This window comes from Frateuria sp. GZRe14, from assembly GCF_051900395.1.
GTDB classification, from domain to species: Bacteria; Pseudomonadota; Gammaproteobacteria; order Xanthomonadales; family Rhodanobacteraceae; genus Frateuria_A; species Frateuria_A edaphi.
Genome location: NZ_JBHZGJ010000001.1, coordinates 1,419,816 through 1,436,050 on the forward strand (window position 1 = coordinate 1,419,816; position 16,235 = coordinate 1,436,050).

The window sequence follows — 16,235 nt, forward strand, 5'->3', positions numbered from 1 at the left end:
GGCCTGCGAAGCTCGTTGACGGGTACGAGCCAGGTGCCAACTCACGTTGCTTGGTCGGCCTCGCGCTCTTAAAGGTGCTGTCGCCGCTTTAGCGCGGACGCTCGGGATCTGAGCTGGGGAAAGCGGCACTCGCCCTGCGTGACGCTTGCTCCCCCTCCCCGCAGGGGAGAAGGAGCAGCGAGGCATCCTGACGGGATTATTCCTCGTTCGGACCGGAGATCACTTCCATTTCGCTCACGCCGCCGGGTGCCAGGTCCTTGAGCAGGTCGAGGAAGTTCTTGCCGACCAGGCGCTGGGCGCGGCGCAGCAGCAGCGGGACCGGGCTGGAGGGTTCGCAGCGGGCGTAGTAGTCGCAGATCTCGTCGATCCGGCGCTGCACGTCCTGCGGCGTCTCGATGCGGCCCGGAACGCTGCTGCGGGTGCCGGTGGCGGAGGGCTCGCCGCCCTCCGCCTCGCCTTCGCCGTCACCGGCCATGGCGGGGTTGCGACGGGCTGCCTGCGATTCGACGAATTTCTTCAGTTCATAGCTGTCGGTCAGCAGCGGCTTGAGGTCCGGGCCGGCCGTGCCGATGCGCTCGTTGAAGATGCGATCGATCGCTTTGGCTTCATCGAGGATGCGCGTCAACGCGTCCAACGTTCCGGCCAGGTCCTCTTCCGGACAATCCAGGCAACAGGCTTCGATTTCCGCCATGCTCGGCAGAGCTTCGCCGCCGGCGTCGATTTTCATCGAGCCATTGGCAATGCGCAGGTCGCGCAACGAAAAACGACCGAGCCGTGCCGACTGGACGAATGGCGTATTGCGGAAATAGGTGAGTAATCCCAGCGGATTGGCGATGGCCGATACCGCGTTGACGCGCGCGGTCGGATCGTCGTCGTCCTCGGCGTCCAGTTGCGGATGCACGCCATCCCAATGGTCTTCGAGCAGGCCGCGGATCAATGCCAGGCCGGCGGCCCAACCGGTCATGCCGCCAGTGCGCATCCAGGCAGTCGCCAAATGCGTGGCCACGCGCAGGTCGCGCGAGCGCTGGAGCAGGCCGGTGGCCAGTGAATCGACCTCGTCCCAGTCCGGTTCCTCGGCCGCCTTGACGCTATCGCCCATGGCGCGTTCCGCGCGCGGCGCGGCGGCGCGTTCGAGTGCCATGAAATCGGGATCGTATTCGAGGTCGCTGCCAGTGGGAGAGTCGCCATCCAGCGGTTCGAGAAAAGCTGCCGGGTCGTAACGCGTCATCGGTCGTAAATCCCCTGTGATACAACGGGATAATTACAACACGGCCGATGCCCGATAGCGACCGGGAGTCGCCAAAAAAAGGGTGAGTAAATCAGGCGCGGATTTACGCAATACGCCCGCTCGTAAATCGCGATTTACAGATGGCCTCAAGGATGCACGTGGCGCCCCGCCGACTGCGCGGCCGGTTCCTGCGGACAGCGGCCAACCACGTGGGCCAGCGTGTTGACGTTGTCGACGAGACGGTCGGTGAGGCGGGCGACCTGCTCGGCGCTGGCCTGGTCCTCGGACATGGCCAGCAGCGTCGCCAGGCTGCGCTGGAGCAGACGCAGATCGGGCAATTCCAATACGGCGCGTTGTTCGCGCAAGGCCCCGGCGATGACGTGGAGCGCGGTGGCGGCGTGGTCGACGAAGGCGCTCACCTCGGCCTGCTCCGGCAGGCTCGTGCGGTGTTGCAGCAACGCTTCCAGCGTCATCGCCGTACGCGCCAGGCGGTTGCCGTTGGCGAACAGCGCTTGCGCCAGATCGACCAGCGCGGCGGGCGTGGCCGGCTCGGCACGCATGCGTTCGAGCGAGGCCAGCGCGTTGGTGCGCGCGGTGCGGGCGGCGGTTCGCGTTTCGCGATGCGTGCCCCGCCGTTGCGGACGGCCCAGGGCGCGCAGGTAGTCGGCATAGGCGTCGAGCATGTCGGCCAGTGCGGCGCGGGCGCGTCCGTGTTCCCAGGTCGGCCACAGCACGTAGGCCAGCAACGCCATGCCGCTTGCCAGCGCGGTGTTGATCACGCGATCGGTCACCGCGACGCCGGGGTCGACGCCCTCGAAGGAAAGCAGGACCACCACGGTGCCGGTCAGCGCGGCCACTGCGATGCCGTAGTGCGCGGTGGCCAGGTAGCGGAAGGCCATGCACAGCGCTCCCATCAGTGCCAGGTGCGCCCAGGGCTCGTTGGGGATGACGTGCAGAAGAGCGGTGGTCAGCAGCAGGCCGAGCACGGTGCCGACAACACGCAGCAGGCCGAAGTTGAAGGTGGCGGCGAAATCCGGGCGCAGCACGATGGCCACGGTCATCGGCAGCCAGTAACCGTGCGGGAGTTCCAGCCCGCGCGATAGCGCCAACGCCAGGCTCAACGCCACCGCCGAGCGCACCGCGTGGCGGAACGCCACCGAATGCGGCGTGAGGTTGGCCAGCAGCATGGCGCGGGCCGAGCTCTGCCGCAGCGAGGCGGGCAGGCGCAGGTCCGCGGCTTCGGCGCGTTGTTCGCCGCGGCTGCCGGCCCAATTCGCGTTGCGCACGGCAGCGGCGAGCTGGCCGGCCAGCGCGTGGACGTGCAGCGCCCGTTGGGGATTGGTCTCGGCGGCATGGCGCTCGATCGTGCGCAGCGCCCGCAAGGCGCGCTCGGCCGCGACCGGCGAGACGCCTTCCTCCAGCGCCTCGGCGATGTGGTCGAGAACCCGGGCGACGCGGGCGCGGAAGCGCAGCGGTACGGCGTTGGCTGGTGAACCGTCGGACAAAGCGGTGAGTTCGAGGCGGATCCGCTCGGCCAGCTCCAGCATCACGCCGAAGGCCTCCATCGCACGGCCGCGGGCGTGGTAACGGCCCAGCAGGGTCTGCTGCAGGGTTGTCATCGCGCCACTGAGCGCCGGCTCGTCCTCATCGTCCTGCGCGCGCTGGCGTGCGACGGCGGCCAGTCCGCGATAGACCACGGCCAGCGCCTGCCGCTCCGGCCGGTAGCGTTGCAGCGGCCAGGCGGCGATGGAGAACAGCATCATCAGCAGTCCGCCGGCGAAAATCAGCGCGGCGCCCGCGGCCGCGTGCCCGGGCGAGGTGGGATAGGCGGCGGTGACCACCAGCAGGATCATGCTGGTCATGCCCACGCGCGCCAGGTCGGTGCCGAACACCACCAGCATGCCGCCGCCGAAGCCGACCAGTGCGGTGGCCAGCAGCATCGAGGGCAGGTGCCCGCCGATCAGGAAGCCGGCGAACGCGGCCAGGCCGGCGGCAAGCGAGGCCAGCAGGAGCTGGCGCACGCGCTGCCGATACGGTCCGGGCTGGTCGGAAAACATCGTGTCCAGCGCGCCGGCGGCGATGCCCAGGCCCACCGCGGTGTAGCCGGTCGCCATGCCGATCGCCAGCGGGAGCACCACGGCAAGCGTATTGCGCACGACCACCCACAGCGGGACGTCCGGGCGCTTGGTCCGCGTCAGGCTTTCCAGCACGTTGGCGCGGAGCGAGTAGACGCTGGCGGTCATGGCCGAATCGCTGGGTGGGAACGGCGATTCTGCACGAGACGAGTTGAACGGAGCGCGACAGACGAGTTGTGCGATGGCTTCCGGTGCCGGAAATCCACGTCGCGTTGACCGCGCGTCCGTGCGCTACGACCGGCCCCCGTGGAGGCCGGTCGCCAGGGTTCAAGCGCGGCCGGCGAACTCGCCCGTCAGCGTGTTGACCCACACCTTCTCGTCGTTGGTGATGTACTCGGGGACCTGGATTTCGACGCCGGTGTTGAGCTTGGCCGGCTTGGTGCGCTTGGTCGCGCTGGCACCCTTGAGTTCCGGCGCCGTGTCGACCACGGTCAGCACCACGCTGGTGGGCACCTGCAGGCCGACGGGTGCGTCGTCGATCAACTGCACGTAGTAGCCCTCGGTGTCCTCGACGATGTAGCCGGCGTTGTCGCCGACCAGCTCCGGGCCGAGCAGGTACTGGGTGTAGTCCTCGGCGTCCATGAACACGAAAACCTCCCCGTCCATGTAGGAGAAGTTGGCCGCGCGGCGCACCAGGTCCATCTCCTTCAGGTCGTCGTCGGCGCGCAGGCTCAGGTCGAACTTGCGCCCGCCCGGGATCGAATACATGGTGAAGCGGAAGGTGACGTTGCCGCCGCGGGCGGTGGGCGAGCTGCGCTCGATGTCGCGCACCTGGTAGACGGTGCCGTCGTGTTCGACCACGTTGCCTTTCTTGACGTCGGAAGCTTTCATGGGGTGCCGGTCAGGTGGGTTAATCGGAAATGACGAAGGTGCCGCGATGACATCTCGCGCCTGGACGTCATTCCCGCTTTGGCGGGAATGACGTCCGGAAACGTTTACGTTTACTTGGGCTGCAGCCGCACCGCGCCGTCCAGGCGGATCGTCTCGCCGTTGATGTAGCGGTTGCCGAGGATGAACGCGACCGTCTGCGCGAACTCCTCCGGCTTCCCCAGGCGCGAGGGGAACGGGATCGAGGCGGAGAGCGACTGCTGCACGGCTTCGGGCATGCCATCGACCATCGGGGTCCAGAAGATGCCCGGGGCAATGGTCGCCACGCGGATCCCGAAGCGCGCCAGCTCGCGCGCCATCGGCAGCGTCATGCCAACGACGCCACCCTTGGAGGCGGAGTAGGCGGCTTGGCCGATCTGGCCTTCGTAGGCGGCGACCGAGGCGGTGTTGATGATGACGCCACGCTCGCCGTCTTCGCCTGCTTCGTTGGACTGCATCAGCGCCGCGCCGGCCTTGGCCACGTTGAAGCTGCCGACCAGGTTGACCATCACGGTGGCCTGGAACTGCGACAGCGCCATCGGGCCTTCCTTGCCCAGCACGCGGCCGGCGCCCAGGATGCCCGCGCAGTTCATCACCACGTTGAGCCCGCCCATCGCCTCGCGAGCGGCAGCCACATTGGCGGTCACGCCGTCTTCGGAGGTGACGTCGGTGCGGTAGAAACGGGCCGCTTCGCCGAGCGCCTGCGCGGCTTGCTGGCCTTTCTCCTCGTTGACGTCGAACAGCGCCACTTTGGCGCCGTGCGCGGCGAGATGCTGTGCCACGGCATGGCCGAGTCCGGAGGCGCCGCCAGTGATGACGGCCTTGACCTGATCGAGCTGCATATTCGTCCCTCGAGTGCGAAGCGAAACGGCAATGGTAGCCGACGCGCGGGCGTCAGGGCGCGGGCGCCGGACAGGCGACGGGCCCGCCGGGCGAGGGCCGCGGCGGCTCCAGGTTGCGGTGCAACGACTGTGCCGGCGTCATCCAGAGTCGCTCGTGCGCGGCGCAGGCGGCGGCGTAGTCGAACAGCGCTCGCAGGTGCCGCGGACGAAAATCGATGAAGCTGCCGAAGGGGTAGTCGCCGGGAATTTCGCTTATCCGCAGCTGCATGCCGTAGCGGTCGGCGAAGCCCAGCGTGAGCACCAGCGTTTCCCGCGTCTTGTAGGTGGTCTGCGCGGAGAAGCTGCGTTCGAGGATCGCCGGCGTACTCAGGCGCGTGGAGGCGGGCGCCGCGACCAACTGGCCGTTGACGATGACGTACAGGTGCGCGCCGTTGAGCAGGCCCAGGTCGGCAGGCAGGATTTGTGCGATCAACGGCGCGGCGAACAGCGACGTAGTGACGCCGCCGTCCACGTGCATTTCCTCGTACTGGCGCCCGCCTTCGTGTACCCGGATCAGGACCGGTGGGAATACGCCCGGCACGCTGGCCGAGGCAACCAGCACGTCACGGAACAGCTCGCGTGCCGGTTTGCCGCCTTGCGTGGCGATCGCGCCCATGTCCCACAGCACGGTCTCCTGCTTGTCCAGGTCGGTCGTGGCCACGATCAACCGCCGGCCCTTTGCATGCTCGCGCGCCACGGCGGCGATCATCGTGTCGGTCACGTATTGGTCGACCAGGGCGGTCAACGGATCGTGCCGCCCGAAACCCTGTGGGAACAGCAGGCGACTGGCCACGCTCATCAGGGGGGAGCGTTGCAGGCTGGCGCTGGCCTGACCGGTGAAGGCGGAGGTCAGTTGCGGATCCCAGTCGGAACCGAGAAACGCGAATGGCGCGATCAGGGCGCCCGCGCTGACGCCAGTGACAAGCTCGAAGGTGGGGCGTGCGTGGGCGCGGCTCAGGCCAACCAGTGCGCCGGCGCCGAAGGCGCCTCCCGATCCGCCGCCCGACAGCGCCAGGATGTCCAGGCTGCCATCCGCGGCGCGCCGAATGTTCCTGAGCAGGAGGGGCGATTGCTGCAGGAAATGTCGGCGGTCGATGCTGAGCAGGCGCACGTTGGTGGACAGGCCGTCCGGCACCGCCGCATCGATCAGCGTGGGCGGCGCCGGCCGGCGCGGCGTGGTGACGCAACCGGCGAGGAGGGCGAATGCGAGCCCGAGCGGGAGCGATCGGCGAATGCGCATGGAGGACTCCTCCTGGCGACAGCAGTCCGGCCAGACAGCGTTGCACGGTCGACGCGTGGCCGGCGCGTCCTGTCACCGCGTCGTACGCGGCGCGTCGTCTAGAGCGAAAGGCCCTGCAGTTCGCTCCCGTCGCGCGCCACGCGCAGCACCGAACCCTGTTCGTACCAGTCGCCCAGCACGATGCGCTGCGCGTTCTGGCCATCAAGGGAAAACTCGTGGATCGCCGGCCGGTGGGTGTGACCGTGGATCAGGTGGGTGACGCCGGCGCCCCGCATGGCCTGGGCGACCGCGTCGGCATTGACGTCCATGATCGATTCCATCGTGGCGCCGGTATGCGCGCGGCTGTCGGCGCGGGCCTTGGCGGCGAAGGCGCGGCGAGCCTCCAGCGGCATGGCCAGGATGTTGGCTTTCCACTCGGGCGTGCGCACCTGGCGGCGCACCGCCTGGTAGGCGACGTCGTCGGTGCACAGCGTGTCGCCGTGCATCAGCAGGGTGGGGCGACCGTAGAGGTCGTGCACCACGCCGTCCTCCAGCAGGGTCAGCCCGGCGCGGTCGGCGTAATCCTGGCCGAGCAGGAAGTCGCGGTTGCCGGGCATGAAGTACACCGGCTTCCCCGAATCGCGCACGGCACGCGTGGCGCGGGCAATGCGGGCAGGCAGCTCGGCATCGTCGTCGTCGCCGATCCAGGCCTCGACCAGGTCGCCGAGGACGTACAAGGCGTCGGCCTGGCGGAGCTCGTCCCCGGCGAGGTAGCGCTCGAACAGGTCGGTGATGTGTGGGCGGCTGTCGTCCAGGTGCAGGTCGGCGATGAACAGACTGGACATCAGCCCGCTTTCCTGGCGGCCGGCTTGGCGGCACTCGTGGCCTTGGCCGGCGCCTTGGCGCTGGCGGCGGAAGCCGGCGCTTCCTCGCCGACCACGCGCACGCTCTGGATGACGGGCAGCGGGTAGGGTACGTCGGCCGCGAATGCACCCTGGCCGCGCGTGGGCAGGCCGGCGATCTTGTCGACCACGTTCATGCCCTCGACCACACGGCCGAACACGGCGTAACCCCAGGTCAGCCCGCTCTGGTTGCCGGCAAAGTCCAGGCGGCGGTTGTCGACCAGGTTGATGAAGAATTGCGCGGTGCCCGAATTCGGATCCGCGCCGCGCGCCACCGCGACGGTGCCGCGCAGGTTGGACAAGCCGTTGTCCGCCTCGCTGGCGATCGCCGGATGGGTGCGCTTCGGTTGCAGGTCGCGCGTGTACAGCCCGCCCTGCACCAGGTAGCCGTTGATCGCGCGGTGGAACACGGTGCCGTCGTAGAAACCCTCGCGCACGTATTGCAGGAAATTGGCCACGCTCTTGGGTGCCTTGTCCGGGAACAGCTCCAGCGTGATGTCGCCGACGCTGGTGTGCAGCAGCACCTTCGGCCCCGGCGCGGGCGGCGTGGGGCTGGTGCTTGCCGACGGCGGCGCGGTCTGGGCGAGCACGCCCAGGGGCAGGAACATCAGGAGGGCCAGCAGGAGTCGGGGCATGGGCGGAACCTGTGTGGATTGCCTCCGCATGATACGCGTAGGCATCGCGTGGGCTGAAGCGCGCTCGTCCCCGAAGCTGCGAGCGCGATCCTTCCCCTGCAGCGAGGGTGAGGGATGGGCCCGTGGGAGATAGCTCAGGTCCGCTGGATTTCGAGCGTCAACCCCAACTCCGCCATCGGCCCCTGCTCCTGCTCCAGGTCCGCCTCGGTCAACGGATGCTGGTCCAGCCAGCTGGCAGGAACGGCCAGGCGCAGCCGGTGGCTCGTGGCGCTGAGTTTCAGGGGCGGCAGCGATTCGGGCCGGCGTCCGCGACGGAACAGCACGGCCAGCCGCAGCAGCGCGGTGATGTGCCGGGCCAGCGCGCGATAACGCTGCGGCAGCACCGAGATCAGCGCCTTGGCCGGCTTGCGCCGGTGCGCCTCGATGACTGCCGCGAGCATTTGCTGCTCCTGCCGCGAGAAGCCCGCCAGGTCAGCGTGGCGGAGGATGTAGGCGCCGTGGTGGTGATGCTGGCTATGCGCGATGGCCAGGCCGATTTCGTGCACGCGGCCGGCCCAGGAGAGCCACTCGCGCGCCTCGGCGTCCAGCTTCCAGGGACGCGCGACCTGGTCGAACAGTCCCAGCGCCGTCTGCTCGACGCGCCGCGCCTGCGCGCGGTCGACGCCGTAGCGGGTGGCCAGCGCATCGATGCTGTCGGTGCGCGGATCGCGGCCGCCGGCGCGGCCGAGCAGGTCCCACAGCAGGCCTTCGCGCATGGAGCTTTCGCACACGCGCATGTGCTCGATGCCCAGCGCCTCGAACGCGGCCTCCAGGATCACCACCGCGCCGGCGAACACCGGCGCGCGTTCCTCGGTGAGGCCGGGGAGGCGCAACAGATCCATCTGGCCCTGCTCGAGGATCGCCTCGCGCAGCTCGGCGAGGGCGTCCAGGGTGACGCCGTCGTCCGTCAGGCCCATGGCCTGGACCACCGCGTCTACCGCTTTGGCGCTGCCGGAGGACCCATAGGCCTCCTGCCAGCCGGCTTCGCGGAAATCCTCCGCGAACTGCTGCAGCAGCACGCCGACTTCGCTGCGCGCGCGCTGCCAGCGCTTGGGCGTCAGCCGTCCGCCGGGGAAGAAGCGAAGGGTGGAGGCGATGCAGCCGGCCTGCACGCTCTCGGTGTGCAACGGGGCAAGCCCGCGACCGATGATGAATTCCGTGCTGCCGCCACCCACGTCGATGACCAGCCGTGGTTCGCGCGAGGCCGGCAGGTCATGCGCTACGCCCAGGAAGATGAGCCGACCTTCCTCGCGGCCGGAGACGATCTCGACTGGGTGGCCCAGCGCGTCCTCGGCCGCGCCCAGGAAGTTGTGCGGCGACGCCAGCCGCCGCACGGTATTGGTGGCCACCGCGCGCACATTGGCCGAGGGCAGGCTTTCGATGCGCTGGCCGAAGCGCGCCAAGCACGCCAGCGCGCGAGCGCGGTGGGCGGCGTCCAGCGTGCCGTCCGAGCGCAGGCCGGCGGCCAGGCGCACGCTGTCGCGCAGCCGGTCGATCACGCGTGGCTCGCCGTGCTCCATGCGCGCCACCACCATGTGGAAGCTGTTCGAACCCAGGTCGACGGCCGCGATCAGCTCGCCATCCTTGATGGGTACGGGCTCGGTGGTCACGCGCGGGTTCCAGGCAGGCGAAACGGGGATTCTGCCACGCCGGACCGGGCGCGCGCGGGCGCGCTCCTGCGGGGGGGCTGCGCTCGCAGGGTCATTTGCAGATCTTGTCCAGCAAGGTCTGCTGCGCGCAGTGCGGCGGCTGGTCGCCGGGCGTGGCGCGCGTGTAGCGGCCATCGCCATCCAATAGCCAGGCCTGGGTGTTGTCCGCCAGGCCGTTGGCCAGCGTCTCGTCGAACACGCGCGCGGCCAGGGCCGGGTCCAGGATAGGGAAGGCCACTTCGATGCGGCGCATCAGGTTGCGCTCCATCCAGTCGGCGCTGGCGCAATAGATCTCCGGCTGGCCGTCGTTGGCGAACCAGTACACGCGGCTGTGTTCGAGGAACCTTCCCACGATCGAGCGCACGCGGATGCGCTCGGAGATCCCCGGCAGCCCGGGCCGGAGCGTGCAGGCCCCGCGCACGATCAGGTCGATCTCCACGCCCGCCTGCGAGGCGCGGTAGAGCGCCTCGATCACGTGCGATTCGTTCAGCGCGTTGAGCTTGGCCACGATGCGCGATGGCTTGCCCGCCCGCGCGTTGGCGGTTTCGCGCTCGATCTTGGCGACCACGCTCTTGTACAGGGTGAAGGGCGAATGCAGCAGGCGCTTCAGGCTGATCACCGAGCCGAGGCCCGAGAGCTGCTGGAATACCTTGTGCAGGTCTTCGCCGATCTCCGGATGGGAGGTCATCAGGCCGATGTCGGTGTACATCCGGCTGTTGGCCTGGTGGTAGTTGCCGGTGGACAGGTGCACGTAGCGGCGCAGCGTGTCCGTCTCGCGTCGCACGATCAGCATCATCTTGGCGTGGGTCTTGTAGCCGACCACGCCATAGACCACCTGCACGCCGGCTTCCTGCAGGCGCGTGGCCAGCCGGATGTTCGCCTCCTCGTCGAAGCGCGCGCGCAACTCGATCACCACGGTGACGTCCTTGCCGTTGCGCGCCGCTTCCACCAGCAGGTCGACCAGCGGAGTGTCCTCGCCGGCGCGGTAGAGCGTCTGCTTGATCGCCAGCACGGCGGGATCGGCCGCGGCCTGGCGCAGCAGGTCGACCACCGCGGCGAAACTCTCGTACGGATGGTGCAGCAGCACGTCGCGCTGGCCGATCAGCTCGAACAGGTTGGCGCCCGGTTCGATCGCCGCCGGCAGGCAGGGCACGAAGCGCGGGAACTTGAGTTCGGGCCGGTCGACGTGGTCGTAGATGCCGCCGGCGCGGATGATGTTGACCGGGCCGTCGCAGCGATAGACGTCCGATTCCTCCAGCTCGAAGTTGGCCACCAGCATGGCGGTGATCGCCTTCGGGCAGTCGTTGGCGATCTCCAGCCGCACGGGCCGCGCGTAACCGCGGCCCAGCAACTCCTCGCTGAGCGCGCGGGCGAGGTTTTCCACCTCCGCCTCTTCGACGATCAGCTCGCTGTTGCGGGTGACGCGGAACTGGTAGGAGCCGACCACCTTGAAGCCGGCGAACATCAGGTCGACGAAAGCCTGCAGCAGTTCGGCCAGGAACACGAAGTTGTCGCCACCGCCGCCCACTTCGGCCGGCAGCTTGACGATGCGCGGCAGCGAGCGCGGCGCGCGCACCAGGGCCATGTGGCCCTCGTGGCCGAACGCATCGCGGCCCTGCAGCACCACCGCAATGTTGAGCGTCTTGTTGAGGATGCGCGGGAACGGGTGCGCCGGGTCCAGCCCCAGCGGCGACAGCACCGGCAGCACCTCGTGCTCGAAATAGCCCTGCAACCAGCGCCGCTGCACGGGGTTCCACTGGTGGCGGGTGAGGAAACGGATGCCCTCGGCGTCCAGCTGCGGCTTGAGCTGCTCCTGCCAGGTCGCGTACTGCTCCGTGACCAGGTCCAGCGCGCGGGCGCGAATGCGCGTCAGCAGCTCGCTGGAGGAAAGGCCGTCCGGTCCGGGCGCGGCCGAGCCGTAAGCGTGGTGGTGCTTGAGCATCGCCACGCGCACCTCGAAGAATTCGTCGAGGTTGTTCGCCACGATGCTCAGGTAGCGCAGCCGTTCCAGCAGCGGCACGCGGGCATCGCGTGCCATGGCGAGTACGCGGAAGTTGAATTCCAGCGCGGCCAGTTCGCGGCTCAGGTACAGCTCCGGCGCGGACAGGTCGGCGATCTCGGTGGCGGTTTGCGGCGGTTTGCGGGCCATGGGAACCCATTCTGGCCGATGCCGGGCGCAAGTACACCCGGTGTCGATCACACGGTAGGGTGGGCTTCAGCCCACGACACCGTGGCGGTATGGCGCCTCGAGCCTGCGCTACTGAGTTTCCGGCGGGAGCAGACGCTCCGGCTCGAAGTGGCAGGCGAAGGTCGAACCCTTGCCGGGCGTGCTTTCCACGGTCAGGCGCGCCTGGTGCAGGTTGAGCACGTGCTTGACGATGGACAACCCCAGTCCGGTGCCGCCGGTTTCGCGCGAGCGACTGGACGACACGCGGTAAAAGCGTTCGGTCAGCCGCGCCAGGTGGCTGGCCGGGATGCCGTAGCCCGTATCGGCCACGGCGTAGGTCGCGCCCGCGGCCGTGCGCTGCCAGCGGATCGTGATGCTGCCGCCGCTGGGGGTGTAGCGCACGGCGTTGCTGACCAGGTTGGACAGCGCGCTGTGCAGGTCCCGGGGCGAGCCGAGCAGGTCGCAGTCGGTTTCCACCTCCAATGCAATTTGGTGTCGACCCTGGCTCAGCGCCTCGGCCTCCTTGCGCAGGGTGGCGAGCAACGCGGCCATCGGCACGCGCTCGTCGATGACATGTTCCTGGGTTTCCAGGCGAGAAAGGGTCAGCAGGTCTTCCACGATCTGGCCCATGCGCTTGGACTGCGCGCGCATCTCGCCAAGTACCGGGGCGAGTGCGGGCACGTCCTCCGGATCGAGCAGCTCCAGGTAGCCGTGGATCACGGTGAGCGGCGTGCGCAACTCGTGCGAGACGTTGGCCACGAAGTCGCGGCGGATCTGTTCGAGCCTCGTCAGCGGACTGATGTCGCGTGCCATCAGCATCCGCTGGCGGCGGCCGAACGGCTGCACCGAGACGTCCAGGTGACCCTCGGCGCGGCCGGGCGCCGGCACGTCGTGCAGCGGCATCCGGGCCCCGGACCGCAGCCAGGCGGCCAGGTCGGTGCCCTGCAGGCGCTCGGACAGCAGCACGCCGCGGTCTCTGCCGCGGCGCAGGCCCAGCAGCGTTTCGGAGGCGCGATTGAACCAGCGCACACGCCAGGCTTCGTCCAGCAGCACGATCGCATCGGGCAGGCTGTCGGCCGCGTCGCGCAGGTCGTGCAGGGTGATGGCGAGGCGGCGGGCGCGGTGTTTCATCGGTGGCATCCCGAAAGGCTTTCCCCGCTTGCCCGGCGGCGCCGATGGAGAGGGAACAGAAGGCCGCCCATGGGGGAGCGCATGGTCAGACGCTGGCCGAGAAGCGGTAGCCCGCGCCGCGCACGGTCTGCACCATCGCGTCGAGCTGCCAGGGCTCCAGAGTCTTGCGCAGGCGGCGGATGTGCACGTCCACCGTGCGCTCCTCCACGTAGACGCTGCCGCCCCATACGTGGTCGAGCAGTTGGGCGCGGGTGTAGACGCGCTCGGGGTGGGTCATGAAGAAGTACAGCAGGCGGTACTCGGTGGGGCCGATCGGCACGGGCTCCTCGCCGGCGAAGACGCGGTGCGCCGGCCCATCGATGCGCAGGCCGCCCAGTTCGACCATGCCAGTGCCGTCGTCGCCCTGGCTGCGGCGCAGGACGGCCTTGATGCGGGCGATCAGTTCGCGCGTGGAGAAGGGCTTGACGACGTAATCGTCGACGCCTGCCTCCAGGCCGTTGACCCGGTCCATCTCCTCGCCGCGCGCGGTGAGCATGATGATCGGGATCTCGCGGCTGAGTTCTTCCTTGCGCAGCCGCCGCGCCAGTTCCAGCCCGCTGGTGCCTGGCAGCATCCAGTCCAGCAGGATCAGGTCCGGCACCTGCTCGGCGATGGCGATCTGCGCGGCACGGGCATCCGCCGCCTGCATGGCCTCCATGCCGGCCTTGTGCAGCGCGAAGGTGACCATGTCGCGGATGGAGGCTTCGTCTTCGACGATGAGGATGCGCTTGTGCACGCGGGTTTCGCCTGGCCTGTGACGAGCGTATTGCAGTGGGGGAATGTTACGTGGGGATGACAGGGGCGGGGAACGAGGAACATCGGCCTTTCGGTTTGCGGCTCGTCGGCCGCACTGGCTTGCATCACCTCGACCAGCGTCATTCCCGCTCTACTGGCTTCGCCCGTCCGGATTGTCCTCGGTCTGCACCTTGCGCTTGCGCAGTTCCAGCACCAGCGGCGTCAGATCGGCGATGCGCGCCTGGATGCGCGCACGGGCGTAGTAGTCCAGGTCGTCGCGCTTGAGCAGGCGCTTCAACTGTTCCATGGCGTCGAACGGGCGACCGGAGAGGTAGCTGGCGTCCGAGTAGGCCTCGCCGGCGCGCACGCTGTCGCCGGCCTTGTCGCTGGCGCGGGCGTAGCTGCGGTAGACTTCCGGTTCGTCGGCGTTGTCCAGCAGCGGGCGAAGCAGCGACGCGGCGAGCGTGGCTTCGGCAGTGTCGCCGCCAGCGGTCAGCGCCTTGGCGTAGGCCAGCGCCACCGCACGGTTGCGCGGCGAGCGGGTGTTGAGGCGGGCATAGCGGGCCAGCGCGTCGGCGCGCTGACCGTCCTGCAGCTGTGCGTCAGCCATCGCCAGGTCGAGGATCAGGTTGCCCGGATGCGCCGCCAGCAGCGGCTTGAGCTGCGCGATCGCCTGCGCGCCGGCGCCGCTGCGGGTCAGCGCCAGCGCATAGCCGTAGCGGTTGGCCGGGCTGTCGAAGCCGGCCATGCCGAAATTCGCGTTGTAGTAGTGGACCAGCCTGGAAGCGTCGCCGGCCAGTACGCGCGCGCGTTCGCGCATCAGCGCGTAGGTGTCCAGACCGTCCTTGGGTGCGGTGGCGGCGAGCAGCGCGGTCGGGTCCTTCACGTAGGCGATCGGCGCGGTGGTCTTTTCCCACTCGCTGCGCACCAGCGTGGTGCCGCTCGGGCGCAGCTTCTGCGCGGCCAGCAGCGCGCCCGCGCGCGACTTGGCGTCACTGATGCGCGCGAGCGTGACCGGGTGGGTCTGCAGGAGCGCGGGCACGTCGGTGCCCCCGGAGCCGGCGCGCAGCGTGTCCTGCATGCGCTCGAAGAAGCTGGCCATGGCGCGCGGGTCGAAACCGGCGTTGGCGAGTGTCTGGATGCCCACGCGATCGGCCTCGACCTCGTCCTTGCGGGTGAAGTTGATCGAGCGCTGCGCGATCAGGCCTTGTCCGGCGGCCAGCACCGCCATCGGGGAATCGCCACTGTGCGAGCTGGCGCCGGCGGCGACCGCGCCCAGCAGCACCAGCGCCATCAGCGGCGCATCCTTCTTCGAATCCTCGAACGCGCGCTGCAGGTGGTTCTGCGTGATATGGCCGATCTCGTGGGCGATCACGCCGGCCAGTTCGCTTTCGCTGCGTGTGATGGCGATCAGGCCGGAGTTGACGGCGATGTAGCCGCCGGGAGCGGCGAAGGCATTGATCTCCTCGTCCTTGACCACGAAGAAGGTGAAATGGTCCTTCGGACGGTCGCTGCCGGCCACCAGGCGGTAGCCCAGGTCATTGAGGTAGTCGTCCAGCAGCGGGTCTTCCACCACCATGTCCAGCGAGCGCATCTCGCGCAGCATGGCGGCGCCGTAGTCCTGGGCGTCCTGCGGGGAAATCAGCGCGTCCGCCGAACTGCCCAGGTCCGGCAGGCGGATGTCCTCCTGCGCGCCCGCGCCGAAGGCAAGGCAGGCGGTGAGCAGCGCGGTCAGCAGGCGGGGGGCGGGTCGTGGTGCCATGGCCATAGGTGGGCGACAATACATCAGTACAAGACCGCCGGTCGGGGCGTCGGTTCATCGTTCGTTGCTTGCAAACAGGCGTCGGGCGCCCCATCTGGTGGTCAGCTTTGAAAAGTCGCCCGGAGTGCCAGTCATGCCCAAGATCGAGGTGTATTCCACCGCCGTTTGTCCCTACTGCGTGGCCGCCAAGAACCTGCTCAAGTCCAAGGGGCTGGAGTGGAACGAGGTGCGCGTGGATGCCGACCCGGCCCAGCGCGACCTGATGCTCCAGCGCAGCGGCGGTCGCCGCACGGTGCCGCAGATCTTCATCAACGACCAGCACGTGGGCGGTTACGACGATCTGGTCGCCGCCGACCGCAGCGGCAAGCTCAAGCAACTGCTCGGCGAGGCCGCATGAGCGACGCCGACAAGAGCAAGGACCGCCTGGCGGAATTCACCGCGTTCCGCCAGCGCATGAACGAGCGCATCCTGTCCGAGGACAACCAGGTCGTGCGGCGCTTCTTCGCGCTCGACACGCAGACCTACAAGCCCGGCGCGCTCGACGTGAAGACCAAGGAGCTGCTCGGCCTGGTCGCCTCGATGGTGCTGCGTTGCGACGACTGCATCAGCTACCACGTGGCGCAATGCAAGGAAGCCGGCGTCACCCGCGAGGAATTCTTCGAGACCTTCAGCGTAGGCCTGGTGGTCGGCGGATCTATCGTCATCCCGCACCTGCGCCGGGCCGTGGATTTTCTCGACCAGCTGGAAGGTGGCCAGACCGAAGGCGCCGCCTGCGCCGACCACGCATGAACCCCTAGGGCGGGCTTCAACCCACCGCCCCGGCAGGTTGCGGTGGCTGAAGCCCGT

At 68.8% G+C, this 16,235-nt stretch carries 14 protein-coding genes; 2 read left to right on the forward strand and 12 right to left on the reverse strand.

Annotated elements, in window-relative coordinates:
* Window positions 1–196 precede the first annotated feature (196 nt).
* The 12 genes from tssA to ACFWZ1_RS06515 form a co-directional block, all read right to left on the reverse strand.
* Window positions 197–1,228, reverse strand: coding sequence for a type VI secretion system protein TssA (gene tssA, locus ACFWZ1_RS06460; protein WP_439665820.1), 1,032 nt, complete (start codon window positions 1,226–1,228; stop codon window positions 197–199).
* A gap of 146 nt (window positions 1,229–1,374) precedes the next feature.
* Window positions 1,375–3,471 (reverse strand): FUSC family protein, encoded by a 2,097-nt coding sequence (locus ACFWZ1_RS06465; protein WP_439665821.1) that lies wholly within the window; start codon window positions 3,469–3,471, stop codon window positions 1,375–1,377.
* Window positions 3,472–3,630: 159 nt separating this feature from the next.
* Entirely contained in the window at window positions 3,631–4,194 is a 564-nt protein-coding gene (gene efpL, locus ACFWZ1_RS06470) for an elongation factor P-like protein EfpL (RefSeq protein WP_231324787.1), read from the reverse strand.
* Window positions 4,195–4,304: 110 nt separating this feature from the next.
* Window positions 4,305–5,072 (reverse strand): SDR family NAD(P)-dependent oxidoreductase, encoded by a 768-nt coding sequence (locus ACFWZ1_RS06475; RefSeq protein WP_439665822.1) that lies wholly within the window; start codon window positions 5,070–5,072, stop codon window positions 4,305–4,307.
* Between the two features lie 52 nt (window positions 5,073–5,124).
* On the reverse strand, window positions 5,125–6,351 hold the full coding sequence (locus ACFWZ1_RS06480; protein WP_439665823.1) for a patatin-like phospholipase family protein: 1,227 nt from the start codon (window positions 6,349–6,351) through the stop codon (window positions 5,125–5,127).
* 98 nt (window positions 6,352–6,449) lie between these two features.
* Complete coding sequence (gene lpxH, locus ACFWZ1_RS06485) at window positions 6,450–7,175, reverse strand: UDP-2,3-diacylglucosamine diphosphatase (protein WP_439665824.1); 726 nt, start codon at window positions 7,173–7,175, stop codon at window positions 6,450–6,452.
* On the reverse strand, window positions 7,175–7,867 hold the full coding sequence (locus tag ACFWZ1_RS06490; RefSeq protein WP_231324794.1) for a peptidylprolyl isomerase: 693 nt from the start codon (window positions 7,865–7,867) through the stop codon (window positions 7,175–7,177). The genes lpxH and ACFWZ1_RS06490 overlap by 1 nt, the downstream gene beginning before the upstream one ends.
* Before the next feature lie 134 nt (window positions 7,868–8,001).
* Window positions 8,002–9,516: a Ppx/GppA phosphatase family protein gene (locus tag ACFWZ1_RS06495; protein ID WP_231324796.1), complete on the reverse strand. Its 1,515-nt coding sequence runs from the start codon at window positions 9,514–9,516 to the stop codon at window positions 8,002–8,004.
* Between the two features lie 91 nt (window positions 9,517–9,607).
* Complete coding sequence (ppk1, locus tag ACFWZ1_RS06500) at window positions 9,608–11,704, reverse strand: polyphosphate kinase 1 (protein ID WP_439665825.1); 2,097 nt, start codon at window positions 11,702–11,704, stop codon at window positions 9,608–9,610.
* Between the two features lie 108 nt (window positions 11,705–11,812).
* Complete coding sequence (gene phoR, locus ACFWZ1_RS06505; protein WP_439665826.1) at window positions 11,813–12,853, reverse strand: phosphate regulon sensor histidine kinase PhoR; 1,041 nt, start codon at window positions 12,851–12,853, stop codon at window positions 11,813–11,815.
* 85 nt (window positions 12,854–12,938) lie between these two features.
* A complete protein-coding gene (phoB, locus tag ACFWZ1_RS06510; RefSeq protein ID WP_231324801.1) occupies window positions 12,939–13,628 on the reverse strand; it encodes a phosphate regulon transcriptional regulator PhoB in 690 nt (229 codons plus the stop codon).
* A gap of 150 nt (window positions 13,629–13,778) precedes the next feature.
* Window positions 13,779–15,395 carry a M48 family metalloprotease gene (locus ACFWZ1_RS06515; RefSeq protein WP_439665827.1) on the reverse strand — a complete coding sequence of 539 codons (1,617 nt, stop codon included), beginning with the start codon at window positions 15,393–15,395 and terminating at the stop codon, window positions 13,779–13,781.
* Between the two features lie 127 nt (window positions 15,396–15,522).
* Between ACFWZ1_RS06515 and grxC the strand changes: the two genes are divergently transcribed.
* The gene (gene grxC / locus ACFWZ1_RS06520) at window positions 15,523–15,786 is read left to right on the forward strand and encodes a glutaredoxin 3 (RefSeq protein WP_231324805.1); all 264 of its coding nucleotides are present in this window, start codon (window positions 15,523–15,525) and stop codon (window positions 15,784–15,786) included.
* Complete coding sequence (locus ACFWZ1_RS06525) at window positions 15,783–16,178, forward strand: carboxymuconolactone decarboxylase family protein (protein ID WP_231324806.1); 396 nt, start codon at window positions 15,783–15,785, stop codon at window positions 16,176–16,178. Before grxC ends, ACFWZ1_RS06525 begins: the two co-directional genes overlap by 4 nt.
* Window positions 16,179–16,235 lie beyond the last annotated feature (57 nt).

Bases quoted from the DNA above. Each gene is read 5' to 3' on its own strand.
- ACFWZ1_RS06465 (WP_439665821.1), bottom strand. From the start codon at position 3,471: ATGACCGCCAGCGTCTACTCGCTCCGCGCCAACGTGCTGGAAAGCCTG.
- ACFWZ1_RS06515 (WP_439665827.1), bottom strand. From the start codon at position 15,395: ATGGCCATGGCACCACGACCCGCCCCCCGCCTGCTGACCGCGCTGCTC.
- grxC (WP_231324805.1), top strand. From the start codon at position 15,523: ATGCCCAAGATCGAGGTGTATTCCACCGCCGTTTGTCCCTACTGCGTG.
- ACFWZ1_RS06480 (WP_439665823.1), bottom strand. From the start codon at position 6,351: ATGCGCATTCGCCGATCGCTCCCGCTCGGGCTCGCATTCGCCCTCCTC.
- ACFWZ1_RS06475 (WP_439665822.1), bottom strand. From the start codon at position 5,072: ATGCAGCTCGATCAGGTCAAGGCCGTCATCACTGGCGGCGCCTCCGGA.
- efpL (WP_231324787.1), bottom strand. From the start codon at position 4,194: ATGAAAGCTTCCGACGTCAAGAAAGGCAACGTGGTCGAACACGACGGC.
- ppk1 (WP_439665825.1), bottom strand. From the start codon at position 11,704: ATGGCCCGCAAACCGCCGCAAACCGCCACCGAGATCGCCGACCTGTCC.
- lpxH (WP_439665824.1), bottom strand. From the start codon at position 7,175: ATGTCCAGTCTGTTCATCGCCGACCTGCACCTGGACGACAGCCGCCCA.
- ACFWZ1_RS06525 (WP_231324806.1), top strand. From the start codon at position 15,783: ATGAGCGACGCCGACAAGAGCAAGGACCGCCTGGCGGAATTCACCGCG.
- ACFWZ1_RS06490 (WP_231324794.1), bottom strand. From the start codon at position 7,867: ATGCCCCGACTCCTGCTGGCCCTCCTGATGTTCCTGCCCCTGGGCGTG.
- phoR (WP_439665826.1), bottom strand. From the start codon at position 12,853: ATGAAACACCGCGCCCGCCGCCTCGCCATCACCCTGCACGACCTGCGC.
- tssA (WP_439665820.1), bottom strand. From the start codon at position 1,228: ATGACGCGTTACGACCCGGCAGCTTTTCTCGAACCGCTGGATGGCGAC.